The 17,930-nt window shown below is 46.3% G+C and carries 17 protein-coding genes and 1 other RNA gene; 10 read left to right on the forward strand and 8 right to left on the reverse strand.

Annotated elements, in window-relative coordinates:
• Window positions 1–30 precede the first annotated feature (30 nt).
• Window positions 31–903: a LysR substrate-binding domain-containing protein gene (locus Q4Q49_RS13875; protein ID WP_011848126.1), complete on the reverse strand. Its 873-nt coding sequence runs from the start codon at window positions 901–903 to the stop codon at window positions 31–33.
• A 120-nt stretch (window positions 904–1,023) separates the two neighbouring features.
• Here Q4Q49_RS13875 and Q4Q49_RS13880 point away from each other — a divergent pair, with 120 nt between their 5' ends.
• Window positions 1,024–1,908: a DMT family transporter gene (locus Q4Q49_RS13880; protein WP_311999616.1), complete on the forward strand. Its 885-nt coding sequence runs from the start codon at window positions 1,024–1,026 to the stop codon at window positions 1,906–1,908.
• A gap of 92 nt (window positions 1,909–2,000) precedes the next feature.
• On the opposite strand, the gene dolP is transcribed toward Q4Q49_RS13880, so the two are convergent.
• The 4 genes from dolP to Q4Q49_RS13900 all read right to left on the reverse strand — a co-directional run bounded on the left by dolP (window position 2,001) and on the right by Q4Q49_RS13900 (window position 5,494).
• Window positions 2,001–2,567: a division/outer membrane stress-associated lipid-binding lipoprotein gene (dolP, locus tag Q4Q49_RS13885; protein WP_006083531.1), complete on the reverse strand. Its 567-nt coding sequence runs from the start codon at window positions 2,565–2,567 to the stop codon at window positions 2,001–2,003.
• Complete coding sequence (locus tag Q4Q49_RS13890) at window positions 2,564–3,157, reverse strand: phosphoheptose isomerase (RefSeq protein ID WP_006083530.1); 594 nt, start codon at window positions 3,155–3,157, stop codon at window positions 2,564–2,566. The genes dolP and Q4Q49_RS13890 overlap by 4 nt, the downstream gene beginning before the upstream one ends.
• A gap of 109 nt (window positions 3,158–3,266) precedes the next feature.
• Window positions 3,267–3,593, reverse strand: coding sequence for a YraN family protein (locus Q4Q49_RS13895; protein ID WP_006084496.1), 327 nt, complete (start codon window positions 3,591–3,593; stop codon window positions 3,267–3,269).
• Entirely contained in the window at window positions 3,590–5,494 is a 1,905-nt protein-coding gene (locus Q4Q49_RS13900) for a penicillin-binding protein activator (RefSeq protein ID WP_311999617.1), read from the reverse strand. Before Q4Q49_RS13900 ends, Q4Q49_RS13895 begins: the two co-directional genes overlap by 4 nt.
• Window positions 5,495–5,582: 88 nt before the next feature.
• On the opposite strand from Q4Q49_RS13900, the gene rsmI reads away from it, so the two are divergent.
• Window positions 5,583–6,425 (forward strand): 16S rRNA (cytidine(1402)-2'-O)-methyltransferase, encoded by an 843-nt coding sequence (rsmI, locus tag Q4Q49_RS13905; protein ID WP_311999618.1) that lies wholly within the window; start codon window positions 5,583–5,585, stop codon window positions 6,423–6,425.
• A 65-nt stretch (window positions 6,426–6,490) separates the two neighbouring features.
• Window positions 6,491–6,842, forward strand: an RNA gene (gene rnpB, locus Q4Q49_RS13910) — RNase P RNA component class A.
• A 45-nt stretch (window positions 6,843–6,887) separates the two neighbouring features.
• On the opposite strand, the gene Q4Q49_RS13915 is transcribed toward rnpB, so the two are convergent.
• Window positions 6,888–7,916, reverse strand: a complete 1,029-nt coding sequence (locus tag Q4Q49_RS13915) for an AraC family transcriptional regulator (RefSeq protein ID WP_311999619.1) — start codon at window positions 7,914–7,916, stop codon at window positions 6,888–6,890.
• Between the two features lie 210 nt (window positions 7,917–8,126).
• Between Q4Q49_RS13915 and Q4Q49_RS13920 the strand changes: the two genes are divergently transcribed.
• The 6 genes from Q4Q49_RS13920 (at window position 8,127) to Q4Q49_RS13945 (ending at window position 14,236) form a co-directional block, all read left to right on the forward strand.
• Window positions 8,127–9,863 (forward strand): amidohydrolase family protein, encoded by a 1,737-nt coding sequence (locus tag Q4Q49_RS13920; RefSeq protein WP_311999620.1) that lies wholly within the window; start codon window positions 8,127–8,129, stop codon window positions 9,861–9,863.
• Window positions 9,864–10,048: 185 nt separating this feature from the next.
• On the forward strand, window positions 10,049–11,587 hold the full coding sequence (locus tag Q4Q49_RS13925; RefSeq protein ID WP_409373217.1) for an arylsulfatase: 1,539 nt from the start codon (window positions 10,049–10,051) through the stop codon (window positions 11,585–11,587).
• Window positions 11,588–11,673: 86 nt separating this feature from the next.
• Window positions 11,674–12,957 carry an anaerobic sulfatase maturase gene (locus Q4Q49_RS13930; protein WP_311999622.1) on the forward strand — a complete coding sequence of 428 codons (1,284 nt, stop codon included), beginning with the start codon at window positions 11,674–11,676 and terminating at the stop codon, window positions 12,955–12,957.
• A gap of 194 nt (window positions 12,958–13,151) precedes the next feature.
• The gene (locus Q4Q49_RS13935) at window positions 13,152–13,475 is read left to right on the forward strand and encodes a DUF883 C-terminal domain-containing protein (RefSeq protein WP_006083526.1); all 324 of its coding nucleotides are present in this window, start codon (window positions 13,152–13,154) and stop codon (window positions 13,473–13,475) included.
• Between the two features lie 9 nt (window positions 13,476–13,484).
• On the forward strand, window positions 13,485–13,994 hold the full coding sequence (locus tag Q4Q49_RS13940; protein WP_311999623.1) for a hypothetical protein: 510 nt from the start codon (window positions 13,485–13,487) through the stop codon (window positions 13,992–13,994).
• Window positions 13,988–14,236, forward strand: a complete 249-nt coding sequence (locus Q4Q49_RS13945; protein ID WP_311999624.1) for a hypothetical protein — start codon at window positions 13,988–13,990, stop codon at window positions 14,234–14,236. The genes Q4Q49_RS13940 and Q4Q49_RS13945 overlap by 7 nt, the downstream gene beginning before the upstream one ends.
• Window positions 14,237–14,301: 65 nt before the next feature.
• Here Q4Q49_RS13945 and Q4Q49_RS13950 read toward each other — a convergent pair whose 3' ends face one another.
• Both Q4Q49_RS13950 and Q4Q49_RS13955 read right to left on the reverse strand, forming a co-directional pair.
• Window positions 14,302–15,948: a hypothetical protein gene (locus Q4Q49_RS13950; RefSeq protein ID WP_311999625.1), complete on the reverse strand. Its 1,647-nt coding sequence runs from the start codon at window positions 15,946–15,948 to the stop codon at window positions 14,302–14,304.
• 191 nt (window positions 15,949–16,139) lie between these two features.
• Entirely contained in the window at window positions 16,140–17,360 is a 1,221-nt protein-coding gene (locus tag Q4Q49_RS13955) for a threonine/serine exporter family protein (RefSeq protein WP_311891195.1), read from the reverse strand.
• 159 nt (window positions 17,361–17,519) lie between these two features.
• Here Q4Q49_RS13955 and Q4Q49_RS13960 point away from each other — a divergent pair, with 159 nt between their 5' ends.
• Window positions 17,520–17,930 carry an MAPEG family protein gene (locus tag Q4Q49_RS13960; RefSeq protein ID WP_106649122.1) on the forward strand — a complete coding sequence of 137 codons (411 nt, stop codon included), beginning with the start codon at window positions 17,520–17,522 and terminating at the stop codon, window positions 17,928–17,930.

The following is a 17,930-nucleotide window of genomic DNA, read 5'->3' on the forward strand; positions in this document are numbered from 1 at the left end:
CGTCGGCTTTTTTGTGTCTGTCCATTCACCTTAGGCCTGTGATTTTAGCCAAGATGAGAAGGCAGCAATCGCAGGCTCAGATAAGCGGCGTTGCTTACAAAAGAAAGTAAATTCAAATCCGGTATGCACATCGGGAAGATTCAAAGCGACTAAACGCCCCGTGGTGATATCGCCAGCGACCATAAAGTCCGGCGCTAGGGCTAAGCCTTGACCAGCAATCGCCGCCTCAATCGCCATCACAATATGACTAAACACATGCTGTTGTTCGTTATCAAGTGGGATTTGGTGCGCCGATGACCACTTGTGCCAGTCGAGTCCGAGTGGGCCTTCATCGACAACCAGTAGGGCTTGTTGCTGGAAATTGCCCAGGCTAATGTCGCGCCATTTAAGATAGAAATTTGGGCTGCATACTGGGATTAACCGCTCTTTATGCAGTAACTGTTGCCAGTATCCGCGTTGATTCAGTTTACCGGCGATAAAGATATCCGCCGTACTAGTGCTGAGATCAGGATCTTGGGTGATCATCTCGAGGCGGATTTTCACGCTCGGATATTGGCGGCGAAAATCGGTGAGTCTGGGGATCAACCATTTTACCGAGAAGGAACTGTAAACTGCTAAGCACAGCTGCTGATTGGGCGTGTCGCGAACCTTCAAATTAAGATCACTTAACTCGTTGAATATCCGCTCTAACTCTAGAAATAGTCCGTGTCCTTTTGGGGTTAACTGCAGTTTACGCCCCTGACGGTCGAACAGTTGCTCGCCAAAATACTCTTCTAATACCCGCACTTGGTGAGAAACCGCACTTTGGGTGATGCACAGTTCATCGGCCGCCTTAGAAAAATGCTGTTGTCTGGCGGCGGCTTCGAACACTTGCAGAGCGCGTAATGGTGGGAGCTTTCTCATTATTTTCAATATCTAAAGGCTTTAGTATGAATCTAATTCATCTAGTATGAGAAAGCATCATTTCAGCTTAAGTTTTGCGAGGATTATCATGCCGCCATTGAGATTTATGGATGTTAAAAAATGCAACGTTCAGTTGTTATCGGTTTGATTTTATTGATAGTAGGTAATCTATTCAGTGCCTTCTATGATGTGTCGATCAAGTGGTTGCCGGACGATGCAAATGCCTCGACTTTCCTCCTTGTCAGGCAAATCTCCTCAGTCTTTATGCTGTTGCCAGTGTGGCTGTATTCACAGCGGCCAATGACAACACATATTTCAGTTCACCTTTGGCGTGCCAACATAGGCTCAGTTGGCGCGCTTTTTTTAATTATTGGCTTGATGGCATTGCCACTCGCGACAGTGAGTTCATTGTTTTATTCGGCGCCTTTGATGATCATCTTGATGGGGTATTTTTTCCTGAGAGAGAGGATCACTGCCGCCCAGACCATCTGCACAGGCTTAGGTTTTGTCGGTATTTTGATTATCCTGCGACCGAGTGAAATGAACTGGTATGGCATTGCTGTGCTATTTTCTGCTTTTACCTTTGCAGTGAATCAGTTAGCGCTGAAAAAAGTGCCACATGCTGAACATCCCGTATTAACGCTGATGTTGTATAACTTGCTGGGTATTCCGGCGACGTTAGTGATTGCGGCGTTTCAGGGAATTGAAGGTTTGAGTTGGGAGCTGGTGGGCGTGGCATTGCTGAGCAACGTATTCTTACTTGTATATCACTGGTTCTGCGTGCTGGCGTACCGTAAAGCACAGGCGAGTGATATCGCGATTGCGGAATATAGTGGCTTGTTATTTATTGTCTTTGTAGGCTGGTTATTATTCGATGAATGGTTGGATAATTTAAGCTGGCTTGGTGCCGCTTTGATTGTGTTGCCTTCGTTGTTTTTACCTTGGCTAGGGTCGTTGTTATCAAAATCGACACCTAAGATAGCGGATACGCTAGCGGGGAAATAATGGTGAGCGTTTAAGCCTAAGTGTACGAGTTGACTCGCGACTTAGGCTTAACTTCCACTACGCTCAAATTACAACCTGCTCAAATTGTAAAATCACTCTGTATATTCAAATACTCTTACCACTTTACGCACGCCTGCTGTATTGCGGGCGATATCAACGGCTAAGTCTGCTTGCGAGCGATGAATAACGCCAAGCAAGAAGACTTCACCATTTTCAGTGATGACTTTAATGCGAGTCATATCCAAATCTTTCTCGTTTAGCATGCGGCCCTTCACTTTAGTGGTGATCCAAGTGTCGTTGCTGCGTGTGGTGAAAGAAGTTGGGTTGCCAATGCGGATCTGATTGTGGATCTTGCCGCCTAGCTTAAGATCTTGTACGACCTTGATGGCTTTATCCCTTAACGTAGAGTTAGGGGCTTGGCCTATCATAAGCACATTGCCATTGACGGACACACCAGTGATATTAGTTTGTTTTTTAAGATCTTCTTGCTCTAGTAGCGCACTAGTGATCCTAAAATCGGTATTAGTATCATCAATCTGTGTCTTAACAGTACGCTCATCGTTGGCCATCATAGCGCCACTCACTGCGCCCACCATAACGGCACCGGCGCAGCCTTGTAGCAGCAAGCAAACCATTAACAGCGGGGCAGCGTGTCTCATTGCTGCTCGTCCTGCGGGAAGAGTGTGCGGTCAATGTTGTCACACAGGCAGTGGATCACCAGTAAGTGCACTTCTTGAATACGTGCGGTGACGTTTGAAGGCACGCGGATTTCCACATCGCCCACGCTCAGCAGGCCTGCCATAGCGCCGCCATCTTTACCCGTTAGTGCAACGATCGTCATGTCACGGCTTAATGCGGCTTCCATGGCTTTAATCACGTTACCTGAGTTACCGCTGGTGGAGATCGCCAGCAGAATGTCGCCCGGTTGGCCTAAGGCAAAAATCTGTTTTGAGAAAATCTCATCATAGCTATAGTCGTTGGCGATAGCTGTGATGGTTGAAGTGTCAGTAGACAGGGCGATGGCCGGTAAGGGTGGACGTTCAATCTCGTAGCGGTTTAGCAGTTCGGCTGAGAAATGTTGTGCATCGCCAGCACTGCCGCCGTTACCGCAAGCAAGGATTTTATTGCCACCCAAAAGACAGTGCACCATCATCTCGGCCGCTTTGGCGATTGATTCTGGCAGTGCTTCGGCTGCATCGATTTTTGTCTGGATAGATTCAGTAAAGCTGTCTTTAATGCGTTCTAACATGGATAAATCCTTTCAGGATAAAGTGTTGCTATCATGCCATATTTCCACAAGCGTGTTGAGGCACAGACGTTAAAAATAATTTGTGTTGCTAATCTCGCACTATTGGCGCTTAAAAGGCATCGACGAGCCAATGAATTTGATCGGCTTCCATGGCGATGACATCGAAACGACAGGGCACATCGAGTCTATTGAGTTGCAAATAGTGGTTGGCCGCTTTGCGAATCCGCGTTATTTGCGCCGCGCTTAAAGCCTGTAATGCGCCGCCATATTGGGTTGCCGAGCGATACTTCACTTCAACAAATACCCAATGGCTTTTATGGCGCATGATCAAATCAATTTCCCCAAACGGATAGCGGACATTACGTTCGACAAAAGTTAACCCTTGCTGTTCAAGGTAACGTTGTGCGTGCGCTTCTGCCTGCTGTCCGAGTGTCATAGCTGGCGGAAGCTGCCTCTTTGGTAACGTCCCCAGCTTAATTGGCGGTTTACTATGCCATCTGGACTAACCGATAAAGCGCCGCTGCGGCCATTGAATTGGTAACCCGTAAATGAGCGCATTTGTGCTAAACGGCCGATCAAGTCCATCGCATCATAACCCATAACAAACAAACGTTTCTGACTGTTATTCCAGCCCGAAAATAGTGTGTTAACCATTAGGTTTTCTTCGCCGTTTTGCATCAGCCAAGGGGCATCGCTGAGGGTGAGGTTATTTAAATCCTGCGCCGTTTGTGTGCTTTCGTTCTCAACTCGGCTGCGGCTTGAGGTATACAAGGGAACTGGTTGAGTGAACACGCTGAAGTTAACATCGATAAAGGCCTTGAGCAGAGTCAGATCCTGCGGCGTTGAAATCATATAAATGGCATCAATATCTTGGCGTGAACGGAAGTCAGCCTGCACTGAGTTACCCAGCAGCTCCTTGATGCGTGCGATACGGGCTTGGCTATCACGCACGCCAAGGGCATCTTGCACTGTGGTTTTCATTTGGTCGCCGCCATCGTAGTAATAGACTTCGACGACGTTATCGCTCTTCTTTTTCCACGCTTGAATAAAGCTCTCGGCCATACGTTTGCCAAGGGCATCATTGCTGGCGAGCAGCAATGGCATAGTGACGCCATCTTGATATAAATGCTCGGCGGCATCAGCTGCTTCTTGGGCTGGTGACAATGCAAAGTAGAATTTGTTTGGATCGGGGGTGAACTTATCAACTTGATTCAAAAAGAGTTGTGGTACAGGCACCGCAGGAGCCGCTGCAACCGTATTGGCCGTTTTGTCTGGGTTGGCAGCATTGGTCAGCGCATTAGTGGTGGCAGTATTTGCTGCATTCATCACTTGTAGTTGTTCGATTTCAGTCGGCAGTAATGGGCCAATAATAAACTCGGCTCCTGCTGTCAGTGCCTGTTGATACGCACTCGCCGCATCGTTGGCCGTGTCGTAAAAATTCACTGCGACTTGGTCGTTTTGCTTTGCCATATAGCCAGCTAATATACCTTGGCGAATCGCATTGGCGGCGTTCGCTCTTGGACCCGTCAGCGGCAACAGCACGGCAATATTTTTCGGCGTAAATGGTTTAGCGTTTAAGGCTCTATCCAAATCGGCGGGCAGTTTGGCTGCAGCTGGGTGATAAGGATTTTGTTTCTGCCATTCACCTAAGTAGCGCACTAACTGGGTGGGATCGACGGCATAATGCTTAGCGATATAAGCCAGTTGTAACCAGCCTGCAAACACTGGAGTCTTAGCATCTTGGGTAAACGTCTTTATGGTTTGTTCGTGCATCGGCTGCAGCACTTGCCAAATGGTGTTATTCACTTCGTTGGCTTGGGCGGGTGGCAAGTAAGTAGTCAGTAAACTCAACTCGCGCACTTGTTCAATTGGCTGCTTATCCAATTGATATAAATGCGCTTTGAATTGGTGATAGGCCGTCATTTGCCAGCTTGGCAGGCTCCAACTACTTGGATAATTTAAGGTTTTAAGGGCATCACTGTAGGTGGACGTGTGTTCAAGCACTCGTGCAGTTAAGTATTTATGTTCGGCCAGTAATGTTGGGCTCTGAGTTAAGCTCGGCTGTATCGATTTGAGTAGCTTCTGCGCTGCGGCATAGTCATTGGCATTAATATAGGCATGGGCTGCTAGCAGCAGATTAGTATCGCGCTGCTGCGGATCTTTACTATTGGACGCTTGCGCCAAATAGACATTTGCCGCCAAAGGTGCGGATGCTAATGAGGTAGCCACTGTGGCGGTTGTTCCAGTGGAATTGGGCGATGAAACACCACAACCCGCCAAGATTACCGATAAAATGGCCACGGAAACGAACTTAGTTGTATTCAGGCTTTTTAACACTGGGCTTCACTCTGGTAAGATGCGGCCTCTAGTTTAACCTTCTCTCGCGCTTGACGAAAGTCTTGGCACTGTCATTACAGAGGTATATATGGACCAAAGCGTCGCACTCTACATAGTTCCTACTCCCATAGGTAATTTGGGCGATATGAGCTCACGGGCAATAGAGGTGCTGAATCAGGTTTCATTGATCGCCTGTGAAGACACTCGCCACAGCGGTAAGTTATTGAGCCACTTTGGCATTACCACTAAAACCACGGCCTTGCATGACCACAACGAGCGTGCGCGTGCCCAGTGGATTGTCGGTCAGCTTGCCGCTGGACAGTCGATAGCATTAATTTCTGATGCGGGTACGCCGTTGATTTCCGATCCTGGTTACCACTTAGTCTCCCATGTGCGCCAATCTGGGTTTAATGTGATCCCTCTTCCCGGCCCTTGCGCGGCGATTACCGCCTTAAGCGCCTCAGGTTTGCCATCGGATCGTTTTTCTTTTGAAGGTTTTCTGCCATCAAAAGAAAAAGCCCGTGCCGATAAGTTATTGGCACTGAAAGAAGATCCGCGCACGCTGATTTTTTATGAATCACCGCACCGCATCGAGCATAGCTTAACGACTATGGTCGAAGTGCTGGGCGGCGATCGCCATGTGGTGATGGCGCGCGAAGTGACCAAAACCTTCGAAACTTTTTTATCTGGTCCTGTCTCAGAGGTGCTTGCCACCGTAAGTACTGACCCGAATCAGCAGAAGGGTGAAATCGTGCTTATGGTGCATGGCTACCATTTGAGTGATGACGAAGCGATTCCCACGGTCGCTATTAATACGCTCAAACTCTTATGTGAAGAATTACCATTGAAGAAAGCCGCAGCAATTGCCGCGCAAATTCATGGACTTAAAAAGAATGCTCTGTATAAATACGGCCTAGAGTCTGATTTATAAGCGCTAAAACGGTTACGAGCGGATTATCTGTGGTGCATCAGGGTGGCTTAGGCTATAATCCGCGCCGAGTTGGCCAGACAGTCGCCGCGTTCGCAAGAACGGGGAGGAAAGTCCGGGCTCCAAAGAGCGGGGTGCCAGGTAACGCCTGGGCGGTGCGAACCGACGACAAGTGCAACAGAGAGTAGACCGCCTGCCTGATTTATCAGGTCGGTAAGGGTGAAAGGGTGCGGTAAGAGCGCACCGTGCGGCTAGCAATAGTTCGTAGCAAGGTAAACTCCACCCGGAGCAAGACCAAATAGGGTTCCGTATGGCGTGGCTCGCGTTGGAACCGGGTAGGTCGCTTGAGCCTGTGAGCGATTGCAGGCCTAGATGAATGACTGTCCAAGACAGGACCCGGCTTATCGGCCAACTCACCTCATTCAATAAAAAGCCCGTTTGTCGTAATGACAAACGGGCTTTTTGTTATCTAGCGTTAGGTTTATTCGCCGTACTTTGTTTTTTGTTGCGCCATTGCAGTGGCGAGCATCCATGTTGTTTCTTAAAGGCTTTTGAAAATGCACTACAGTCGTGGTAGCCCAGCGCGGCACTGATAGCGGTAATACTCATTTGACTCGCACTAAGGTACCAACAGGCTTTAGTTCCCTTAACATGTGCCACAAGATCCTTAAAACTTATGTTTTGCGTTGTCAGGTGGCGTTGTAGGGTTCTTTTATTCATCTTGAGTACGGTAGAAATACTGTCCAGTAATGACTGATTGGTTTCTATTCCCTGTGAAATTAAGCTAATTATTTTGCGTTCGAGGTTATCAAAGGGTTGGGTTGCAAGATTAATGTAATTTTCTAAATATTGACTTCTCTCTTTGCTATTGAATATTACGGGATAATCGAGATATTTTTTATCAAAAATAATTCTATCTGCATCTTGATTGAATTTTACATCCGTTTTAAAAATGTGGCGATAAATTTTAATGTCAGAAATTGCACTATGGGATAATTCAAGCCTGATGGCATTGAATTGATTACCTATGAATAAAGTCAGCATCCTGTAACATGCCCCCAGCGCTAATTCTTTGACTTGTTTTAATGGGATGGTATTGGTTGCGTATTCAAAGCGAGTGATGGATGCGGTATTGCCTATTTCACTTAATATCCAATTTTCTGCGGGAGAGTGGGCAGACATATATCGCTGCACCGTATAGATTGCTTCTTTTATTGTGTTGCAACTCGCCATTAATAATCCTAAAGGCCCAAGCATCTCAATATTTTGTCGCTGTGATAGTGTGAGTCCAAAATGGGGCATATTAAGTTGATCGGCACTAATTTCTAGTAGCTTTTGCATTGAATTGAATGAAATGAGTTTTTCATGGGTTTTAAGATCGTCAATGCATAAGTTCACCTGTTTTAACAGCGCATGAGTATCACCCTGTAAAGATGTCATTAGCTCGGCATAACCTTGAAGAGATCCGCTGCGGATCAAATATTCCTGCTCCATTGGCCTCTTTCCTCGGCACAGTTTTGCTGTCTTATATTTTCCATAAAATCGACTGCGAAATTCTTACAGCACTGTTTTTATTGTTTATTTCATGTTTTTAAATGTCGTCAAATGACAAGAATTTTGAATTAGCAAAGCGTAATCTAAATGTTGTTACCTTACAAGGCAGGTTGGACTAATAACAATAACAATAACAAGGCGAGGCTTAGGATGCAATTTGACATAATTATCAAAAATGGACTCTATTTTGATGGCATGGGGAATACTGCCACAATTCAAAATATCGGTATTAAATCCGGCAAGATTATGCGAGTTAGCGATACGGTTCTAGATGAATCTCAAAGTCACCGAGTGATAGACGCCAATCACAAGTGGGTCATGCCTGGTTTTATTGATAGTCATACACATTATGATGCAGAGCTTATCGTAAGCCCGAGCCTATCTGAGTCAGTGCGTCATGGGGTAACGACTGTGCTGGTGGGTAGTTGTTCATTGAGCATGATTTGCAGTGATTATGAAGATGCCGCCGATATCTTTACCCGAGTAGAGACTGTGCCGAGGGAAAAAGTGTTGCCTATTTTAAAGCAGCATAAAACCTGGAGTACACCTAAGGAATGGGTTGATTTTGTTAAGGGGCATCCGCTTGGACCAAATGTCATTACTATGTTGGGTCATAGCGATTTAAGAGTCGGTGTTATGGGGCTATTAAGGGCCACCGATCGTAATGTTGTGCCTAGTGCTAGTGAAATCAAAAAGATGGAGGACTTGCTCGAGGAAGCGTTAGAGATTGGTTTCATTGGACTGTCGACTATGCGGTTAAAGTGGGACAAATTGGATGGTGATAGGGCTTGGTCTAAAAGCTTGCCGAGTACCTATGCGCCATGGAAAGAGATCTCGCGTCTAAATGCGCTGGTGCGCAAGTTTGATCGTGTGCATCAAGGGGCGCCGAATGCTGCCGCTATATTGCAAGTTAATCAGTATATGCGTGAATGCATGGGACTGTTTAAAAAGCCGTTAAAAACAACGTTAATTAGTCGAATGGATCTAAAGGGCAGTGTTTATTTAAGCAAGATCACTAATATTGCGGCGCAAGTGACTAATTTCTTTAGGGGGGATTTTCGCTGGCAAGTGTTGCCTACTCCTTTTACCGTTTATGCCGATGGCATTGATGTGGTGTTCTTTGAAGAGTTTGGCGCGGGTGAGATGGCTTTAAACTTAAAAGCCGAAGTGGAGCGTAACGCATTATTAAAAGATGTAACCTATCGCAGAAACTTCAGGAAGTTTTATGGGGAAAAGTTAAGTCCGAGAGTGTGGCAGCGGGATTTTGGCGACGCGATTATTTTAGATTGTCCCGATAATAGCATCATAGGCAAAAACTTTTCTGAGGTGGCTAAGGGCCGTAATGTGCATGTTGTTGATCTATTTCTTGATTTAGTCGTTGAATTTGGCACTAAGCTGCGCTGGTACACTACAGTCGCGAATCATCGAAAAGACGTGCTGAAGAAAATGGTCGGGGATGATAAGTCGCTGATCACCTTTAGCGATGCTGGTGCGCATATCCGAAATATGGCTTTTTATAATTTACCGCTAAGAATGCTGAAGTTAGTTAAAGAAAGCATGGATGAAGGTAAAGCCATTATGACCATGGAAAAAGCGGTGTGGAAGATGACTGGTGATCAGGCCGATTGGTTTGGTATTGACGCGGGGAAAATTCGTCAAGGTGATCGAGCTGATATTGTCATTATTAATCCTGAGTATTTTAATTTGGATTTAGAGCAGGTCAGTTGGGCTGAAATGGAAAACTTTGATTTACAACGTTTGGTCAATCGAAATTCACATCTAGTTGATACCGTAATAATTAATGGCAACATAGCTTTTGAAAGTGATGAAATTAATCATGATTTAGGTGTGGTCAATGAATTTGGTCAGTATTTACCCGCAAAGTAATTTGTAAAATTATCTCATTAGGGTGATATCAAATATTGAACGATGGCACAAAGCCTTGTGGAAATGTGTAGAGCCTCTGTAGAGGGGAACAGTTTTAATTACAGAGTGCTGGTTATTATATTAATCGATGGCTGCGGCATAAAAAATAATAAATTTATTATCACAGCAAGGAGAGGGAAAGGATTATGCACATGCAGAAAAAATTACTTACCACAGCGGTGACGTTAATCTTGGGCGGTAATATAACTAATATCTACGCTGCAAATAAACCGAATATATTAGTGATTATGGGCGATGATATTGGTTATTGGAATCTCAGTACCTTTAACCAAGGTATGCTGGGTTACAGTACACCTAATATTGACAGGATCGCCAAAGAAGGCGCCAAGTTTACATCCTATTATGCTCAGCAGAGTTCGACTGCGGGCCGCTCGGCATTTATTACTGGACAAATGCCTATTCGTACTGGGCTGAGTAAAGTTGGTTTTCCAGGGGCGAAGGTGGGTATTTCAGAGCAAGATCCGACCATGGCTACTTTGTTGCGAAATCTGGGCTATGCCACGGGCCAATTTGGTAAAAATCATTTGGGCGATCGGGATGAGTATTTGCCAACTCGACATGGATTCGATGAGTTTTACGGCAATTTATATCACCTCAATGCCGAGGAAGAACCGGAGAATGCGGATTATCCTAAAGATCCCGCGTTTTTGAAAAACTTTGCGCCAAGAGGGGTGTTGAAAGTAACCGCAAAAAGTGCCGAAAAAGACAGTCCTAGGGGCAGCGTAGCGCCAACTCAGGGGGATGTGGTTGATACTGGCCCTTTAACGCGTAAGCGCATGGAAACAGTAGATGATGAGTTCATGTCTGCTGCTGCTGATTTTATGACCCGTCAAGTGAAGGCCGATAAGCCATTCTTTATGTGGGTGAATCCTTCTAGAATGCATAATTGGACGCATGTTCCCACTGAATACAAAGATAAAACGGGCTTAAATACTTATGCTGATGGCATGCTGCAGCATGATGACCAAGTGGGGAAGCTACTCGATAAAGTGGGGCAGTTAGGCATAGACGACAACACTATCATTATCTATACCACAGATAACGGTCCTATGATTGCCACTTGGCCTGATGCGGGTATGGCACCGTTTCGCGGTGAAAAAAATACTGGCTGGGAAGGCGGTTTTAGGGTGCCCGCGATGATTAAATGGCCTGGGCATGTTCAACCGGGTTCAGTGATTAGGGAGATGTTTGCCAGTGAAGATTGGTTTCCTACATTATTGGCCGCTGCTGGTGACGCTCAAGTGAAAGACAAGCTGCTCAATGGCTATAAAGTTAACGACATAACTTACAAGGTTCATCTTGATGGCTTTGACCAGAGTAAACTCATCGAAGGTAAGGGGGCAACCGCACGGGAAAACTTCTTCTACTGGAGTGATGATGGCGACTTATTAGCTATGCGTTATGGCCGTTGGAAGATACATTTTAACATTCAGAAAAGTAACGGAATGGATGTGTGGCGTGAGCCTTTTACTCAGCTACGTGCGCCCTTGCTCTTTGATATGGAAACAGATCCTTTCGAACGTGGAGACACTGGAATCGGATACGAACGTTGGTGGTATGACCATGCATTTATTATGATGCCAGCACTGGCGGAAGTCGCCAAAATGAAGCAAACATTAGCCGCTTACCCGCCCAGGCAAAAGCCAGCAAGTTTTGTAAAGTAAACAAAGTAACGTGTGTTCATGTGTCCTGCGTGCGATTGCATTCAGGGCACTTGTTTTATTGGATTAATTTAAATGGTGTTATTTCCATGAAAAAGAGCACGTATATGCCTGTGATTCCCTTATTGACAGCCAAGAAAGATTTGAGTGACACCCCAGAATATGTGCGACGTTTTCATGCGATGGCTAAGCCTAGTGGTTCGAAATGTAATATTGATTGTCAGTACTGTTTCTATCTGCATAAAGCTGAGTTGTTAGGGCAACCAAAGCAGACATATATGTCCGATGATACACTGGCATTGTTTATCGAAAATTACATTAACAGCCAAGATGGCGATGAAATAGTGTTCTCATGGCAGGGCGGTGAGCCTACCCTCATGGGGCTGGATTTTTTTAACAAAGTCGTCCAGCTACAGAAAGTTTACGCGCCTTGTAATGTAAAGATTAAAAATGACTTACAGACTAATGGCATTCTACTTGATGATAACTGGGCGATTTTCCTCAAAGAGAATGATTTCCTCGTCGGCTTGTCAATTGATGGTCCACAAGCATTACATGATAAATATCGCGTCACCCGTAGCGGCAAACCCACATTTGAGCGAGTAATGGCTGCGGCTGCTGTGCTGAGAAAGCATCAAGTTCCCTTCAATGCCTTGACCGTCATCAATCGTCATAATGTGATGTATCCGTTAGAGGTTTATCGTTTTCTTACCCAAGAACTCGGCGCCACCTATATTCAATTTACCCCTTGTGTTGAGGCGAATAATTTTAAGCAAACCGCACCACAATTTTGGCAAGAGCAGATGTTACCTATCATAGGTACGGAGCTTGCTAAACCTGGGCATCCTATGTCTGTGGTCACTGATTGGTCTGTTGATCCCGATGAGTGGGGGCGCTTTTTGATAGCCGTGTTTGAAGAGTGGGTGAACCATGATTTAGGCCGAGTACTAGTGAACTTATTTGAGACCGCAGTTGCGCAGGTGATGGGCTTGCCGGCTCAAATTTGTGTGATGGCGGAGTTTTGCGGCAAAGGCATTGCGGTAGAGCACGATGGCAAAGTGTATTCCTGTGATCACTATGTTTATCCTGAATACGAACTTGGCGACATTGCCAAAGACGGTTTGAATGATCTGGTTTTTTCGACTCGCCAAGAAGCCTTTGGGATGGCAAAGCGCGATAATCTGCCCAGTTATTGTTTACAGTGCTCGCATCTCAAATTGTGCTGGGGAGAATGTCCTAAAAATCGTCTCATTCGAGCACCAGATGGCGAACTTGGTTTGAACTACTTGTGTTCTGGATTTCGTGCTTTTTTTGATCATGCTACGCCTATACTCTACGGCATTACAGCGTTACTGCAGCAAGCGAATAAGTGACGTATTGATAGGGTAGGTAAAAATTACCCTATGTAGGTAACATCTACCGTTAACTGAGGGCGCGGATATAAAGCATTTCAATCTAAGTCTATGTTTTTTATTTGCTTATATCGATTGGCTTAGCCATTGCATTGGTTTATATGCAAAGTGCAGCATTTTGTTGCATTGCACTCAGTTCATCAAGGAGTCTGCTAATGGCCAGTTCAAAAAGTGTAACAGAACAAACTAATAGTAAAGATAACGGCGCGTTGAATTCACCAACCACAGCGAAAGCCAGCGAAGTGACGCATCATGCCGTTGACGCTGTGGCGGAGAAAGCCGCTGTTGCAGAGGATACTTTGCGTAAGACCGCCGCCAGCTCGCAGGAAACGCTGGCGCACAAGCAAGAGGAAATCAAACAACAACTGCAAAGCTCTTACAGTAAAACCCGTGAGCTGGCAGCGCAAAATCCGCTGGCCACCGCCGGGATAGCGTTTGCAGCTGGTGTTGTGTTGACGGCCTTGTTACGCCGTCGCTAAGGTGGGGTTATGCAAAACCGTGCACAGTCAGAGGCGCCAGAGCAAAGACCAGTCCAGCATGCTGAGCCCACTGGGCAGCCAGCATCCGCTGCCCAGAATAAGGTGGTTGATCAGGCCATTGAGCAATTGGCTGAAATAGCGGCACTGAGCAGCTCGGTGAAGCAAGCCTATATCAATCAGTTAAATCTGGCAGGAAAAATAGCAACGGCAGAGTGGCAGTTAACGGGTCGCAGCTTGATTATTGCTGCGGCTTTGGTTGTCTGTTTTGGGACGGGTATTACCCTATTCTGGGGCAGTATCTTGTTGTTGCTGGGCTATGTGCTGTTTCAACTGAGCGGCTCGTTATTGATTACCGCGAGCGCATTAGTGGTATTGCAGTTTGTGTTATTGATCTGGTGTTGGCGTAGCCTGAGCTATGTACTGTCGCAAGCGGGTTTTTCAAAGACTTGGCAGCAGTTACGGTTGTTGTTTTCTACTCAAAAGTCAGCCAACAAACAACAGGAAGATCAACAATGCTAGTACAACAGTTACTCAAAAAGCAGCAATTAGAGCTCACTGTACTGACGGAGCAAGGTCGGCTGCAGCATGAGTTATTGCAGGTGAGGAAACAACAACTAGCGCAAAGCGGTCGTGCTTTTATTGGGTCGACATCTGGCTTAATCGTCAGTTTTAGCCTTGGCTGCCTGTTTCAAATGCGCCACAACAGCACAGTAAAACTGCTGCGTAGCACCTTTGGTTTGCGTTGGATGACCAAACTCTAACTGCCCAGCCTTCCTATGGCGGTTAGCGTTTGGTTTTGTCGGATTTACAGTTCCTAAATCAGCGACTAAAAACTGCTTTTTACTAGGAATCGCCATTCCCAGCTGTTGACTGACTCGCCGCCTGTATAAGGGAGTGAAAAATCGATATGGGCGACGTTGCCGTAACTGGAGCGAGAGGAATAAATCCGCGCACCTATGCCTATGCTCCCCAGTGGACCGCTGACTTCGTTATTCTCGGCGAGTTGACCGCCGGAAGCTTGGCCCAGATCTGCAAACACTGCCCAGCCTAATTCAGCCAGTTGGTATAAGTTGATATTGGGGTAGTTGCGTATCTCGGCGGTCAGTAACCACTGATTGTCCCCTTGTTGGTATTCGTTGGGATAGCCGCGTACGCCAGTTTCATCTCCCAGCCCTTTGGTCAGATCTAGATAAGTGTTCTGTGAAAGGCTGGCCCATGCTTTGCCGTAGGCTGTCCACTTAGGATTGATTTGATAGAAGTATTCGGCTTGGATATCGACCTTGTAAGTGTCTTTTTGGGTTGTGCCGATTGTGCTAGTGCCGCCCATTTCTAACAGCCACAGTTGGTCGTCGAACTTATAGCCGCCAGTGCTTTGCCAATTGACGTGGTAGCCGACAGGATTGTTATCTCCTATGTCGTTGGTTTCTATGCCGAGTTGCACATAGTGATGCCAGCCTAAGTTAAAGTCTTCGTTGTTAGATATCAGGTGAACGTTATTCAGTGCGTGGAAATCATCTTGGATAAACTCGTATGCGACCCAAGGGTACATAAAGTCCCTGTCTTGAGGCAGCATCGAATTGGGGTAGAGATCTGAATTGGCAAACTCATGTTTGTCTTGGGTAACACCAGTAATAAAGCGAGAAAGATGCTCACTGTTTTTATTGATTAACCAACCATATTTTAGATTGAGGTAGTCGACTGTGTGTTCGAATTCATTTATATCTTGCCCATTTTGTCGAATCGTATCGATACGGTTATCGTCTAAAAACTCAGCCGAATACATGGTATTGGTATCGAGTGAATAGAAGGGCTTACTGACATAAACGTGCTTCGCTTGGCCGTCGCTATTGTCGTAAAACTCGGCAGCAACTGTGCCGTGTTCGATAATGCTCAGCGGAGCTTCGAACGCAAATTTATAGCCATTGCGGGACTCGTTGGACTGGTACTTGAGTCGAGTGCGAATACCTGTTCCGAGTAAGTTATCTTCTTTAACGCCGAAGGAATAGCGAGTGTCGCCACCTGAACTACTCAGGCTCGCAGTTGGCAGTAATGACCAGTTATCCCATGTTTCGACGACAACGGATTCAACCGTGGGATCGGTATCGGCGAGGGGATCTTTTTCGGCAACATAAATTTTGGCGTCGCGGATATAGGGCACGGCCCGTAATAGCCGTTGCGATTCATCGAGATCTTTCTGGGTGACAGTATCATTTTCGCCGAAGGTCAGTTTATCGAGCACCACGTATTCTTTAGTGTTGATATGCAGGGCGTTCGCCCAGCGGTGGATGAAAAAAGCATCGGGATCGGATTCATCAAAAATAGGATTGTTAACTACGACAATCTTGCTGACTTTTTTGGTTTCTTGAGCCTGTGTTGCGGGATCGGCGAGCTTAGCGTCTTCTGCTTGGGCAGCACTGATAAGGCTGCCAACACAACAAGGTAGGATGCATGCATACTGAATGAATTTCTGCATAAAAGACCACTCCCATGAAATTGACGACTGCAGCGAAAATAACTTCACTCTGCAATTCACAATTTAATAACACATAAAAAGTGGAGGTTAGTCAAGAAAACATTTTAATAAGTTTCTGATTTTACTTAAGGTTAGCTTAAGATTGTTTTGAGGTGGCGGCTGGGCGTGGGCTCCAGCCGAATTCACAATTGTTACAATGTTCGCCTTGGCGGCACGGCGACGTTGGCAAAAATCAATCCCGCGATCAGCGACATAAAAATCAAAAAGATTTGCGAGCCAATATGGGATTGATTGAGCATGGTCTCACCTGAGATTAAGGCATTGAGTCCGATATAGGTTTTACTGCCGGGCACTAAGATCACTATGCCTTGCAACAGGGCGATGGAGGCGGGAGCTTTCATCCAGCGGGCGAAGAGGTTGGAGTAAATCCCGACAGCCAAGGCGCCAAAGAAAATGCCCACCGAATCACCAAAATAATGCCCGCCGAGCATGGCCGAGAAAAACGCCACAATTCCAGCTAATACGCCCCAAGGTGAATCTTGCATCCGTGCCTTGAAGATAAACACTAACGCCATAGATAAAATCGGCACCGCCGACCAAATTGCCCAGCGCGGCAACCCTTCTGGCTCGATATGAATCGCTTCGCCAAACACGGCTTTACCAATCGCCATGCCGAGCACTGCACCAAAGTACAGTTTAAACAATTGCATAATCGCATCCATGATGCGCGCCGTGCCGGAAATCAAATCCCGCGCAGCGAGTTCGGCCAGACCTAAGGTTAAGGCTAAGCCGGGAATAAAAATAATGATCGAGGAGAGGATCACCACTGGGATATTAATGTTGGGATCGATGCGCGCTATGCCGCAGGCGGCGATAGCACAAAGAATGGTGGCGAAGGGTTCGAGCACTTCGGCCATGCGTGCCGAGCGTTCGGCGCGGTATACCAAACCATAAACGAATAAGCCTAATAACCCCGACCAAAATACATCGTTCCAACCTGTGCCCATCAACATGGCAAAGGCTGCGGCAGAAGTACCAAATGAAAAACAAGTTAACACTGGGCCATAGGGATTGGGTTTGTTGGCGATTTCTTCTAAGCGCTCTAAGGCCTCGGCCAAAGTGCGCTTACCTGAGGTTAATTCGTCAACTAATTCATCAGTGCGGGCGAGGGAGCCTAAATCGAGTTCGCCGGGCTTCACTCGAGCGGCATGGTTATATTCTTGATCTGTATCGTGTTGTAAAACGAAGGTCATCGAAGTTGGCGAGATAAGGAAGTAGCCTTCGATACCTAAGGTGCGCGCAACGGTTTGTAAGTGGGTTTCTAGGCGATAAGCGGGTGTGCCAAACTTATGCAATGCCTTGCCTAGCTTGATGATAAATCTGCGTTTTTCGATAAACTCGTCGTTATCCAATCGGGGTATTCACTGTATAAAAAGTTGTAGGGATTAACGCGCGCATATTAACCTATCTTGTCTATAAAAGGTTAACGGCTTTTAACCTTAATACAAATAAATTGCTGAATTTTTGCAGCTCGGGCTATAGTCAGCTTTTTGATAAGGGGAATAATAGGTATGTCTTTGATGGTAACGGGTCTTTACGCTAGCCTCACAGGGCTATTAATTGTCGCTTTGGCTTATCGAGTCGTGAAATTGAGGCGAGGTCAGAAAATCGGCCTAGGCGATGGGGGTAACAATGCGCTCGCCTTAGCGAATCGTGTCCATGTCAACCTGATCGAAAATGCGCCTATCGTATTGATTCTCATGCTGGTGGCCGAAGCCGGTGGCTTACCTGTATTTTATCTCCATTGCTTTGGGACTGTGTGGATAGTGGCGCGCCTACTCCATGCTATCGGCTTAACCCAAGGCCAAGGGGGTTATCATTTTGGGCGTTTCTGGGGCGTATTGCTCACTTGGCTAGTGATAATCAGTTTGGCGCTGGTGAATTTGCTGCATTTTGCCCAAGGTTTAGGAAAGGGTCTCTAG

The organism is Shewanella sp. SP1S1-7, assembly GCF_031932105.1.
GTDB classification, from domain to species: Bacteria; Pseudomonadota; Gammaproteobacteria; order Enterobacterales; family Shewanellaceae; genus Shewanella; species Shewanella baltica.

Coding starts and splice junctions, on each gene's coding strand:
- Q4Q49_RS13895 (WP_006084496.1), bottom strand. CDS start 3,593: ATGACACTCGGACAGCAGGCAGAAGCGCACGCACAACGTTACCTTGAA.
- Q4Q49_RS13915 (WP_311999619.1), bottom strand. CDS start 7,916: ATGGAGCAGGAATATTTGATCCGCAGCGGATCTCTTCAAGGTTATGCC.
- Q4Q49_RS13945 (WP_311999624.1), top strand. CDS start 13,988: ATGCTAGTACAACAGTTACTCAAAAAGCAGCAATTAGAGCTCACTGTA.
- Q4Q49_RS13930 (WP_311999622.1), top strand. CDS start 11,674: ATGAAAAAGAGCACGTATATGCCTGTGATTCCCTTATTGACAGCCAAG.
- Q4Q49_RS13960 (WP_106649122.1), top strand. CDS start 17,520: ATGTCTTTGATGGTAACGGGTCTTTACGCTAGCCTCACAGGGCTATTA.
- Q4Q49_RS13925 (WP_409373217.1), top strand. CDS start 10,049: ATGCACATGCAGAAAAAATTACTTACCACAGCGGTGACGTTAATCTTG.
- Q4Q49_RS13880 (WP_311999616.1), top strand. CDS start 1,024: ATGCAACGTTCAGTTGTTATCGGTTTGATTTTATTGATAGTAGGTAAT.
- rsmI (WP_311999618.1), top strand. CDS start 5,583: ATGGACCAAAGCGTCGCACTCTACATAGTTCCTACTCCCATAGGTAAT.
- Q4Q49_RS13875 (WP_011848126.1), bottom strand. CDS start 903: ATGAGAAAGCTCCCACCATTACGCGCTCTGCAAGTGTTCGAAGCCGCC.
- Q4Q49_RS13890 (WP_006083530.1), bottom strand. CDS start 3,157: ATGTTAGAACGCATTAAAGACAGCTTTACTGAATCTATCCAGACAAAA.
- Q4Q49_RS13940 (WP_311999623.1), top strand. CDS start 13,485: ATGCAAAACCGTGCACAGTCAGAGGCGCCAGAGCAAAGACCAGTCCAG.
- Q4Q49_RS13935 (WP_006083526.1), top strand. CDS start 13,152: ATGGCCAGTTCAAAAAGTGTAACAGAACAAACTAATAGTAAAGATAAC.
- Q4Q49_RS13920 (WP_311999620.1), top strand. CDS start 8,127: ATGCAATTTGACATAATTATCAAAAATGGACTCTATTTTGATGGCATG.
- Q4Q49_RS13950 (WP_311999625.1), bottom strand. CDS start 15,948: ATGCAGAAATTCATTCAGTATGCATGCATCCTACCTTGTTGTGTTGGC.
- dolP (WP_006083531.1), bottom strand. CDS start 2,567: ATGAGACACGCTGCCCCGCTGTTAATGGTTTGCTTGCTGCTACAAGGC.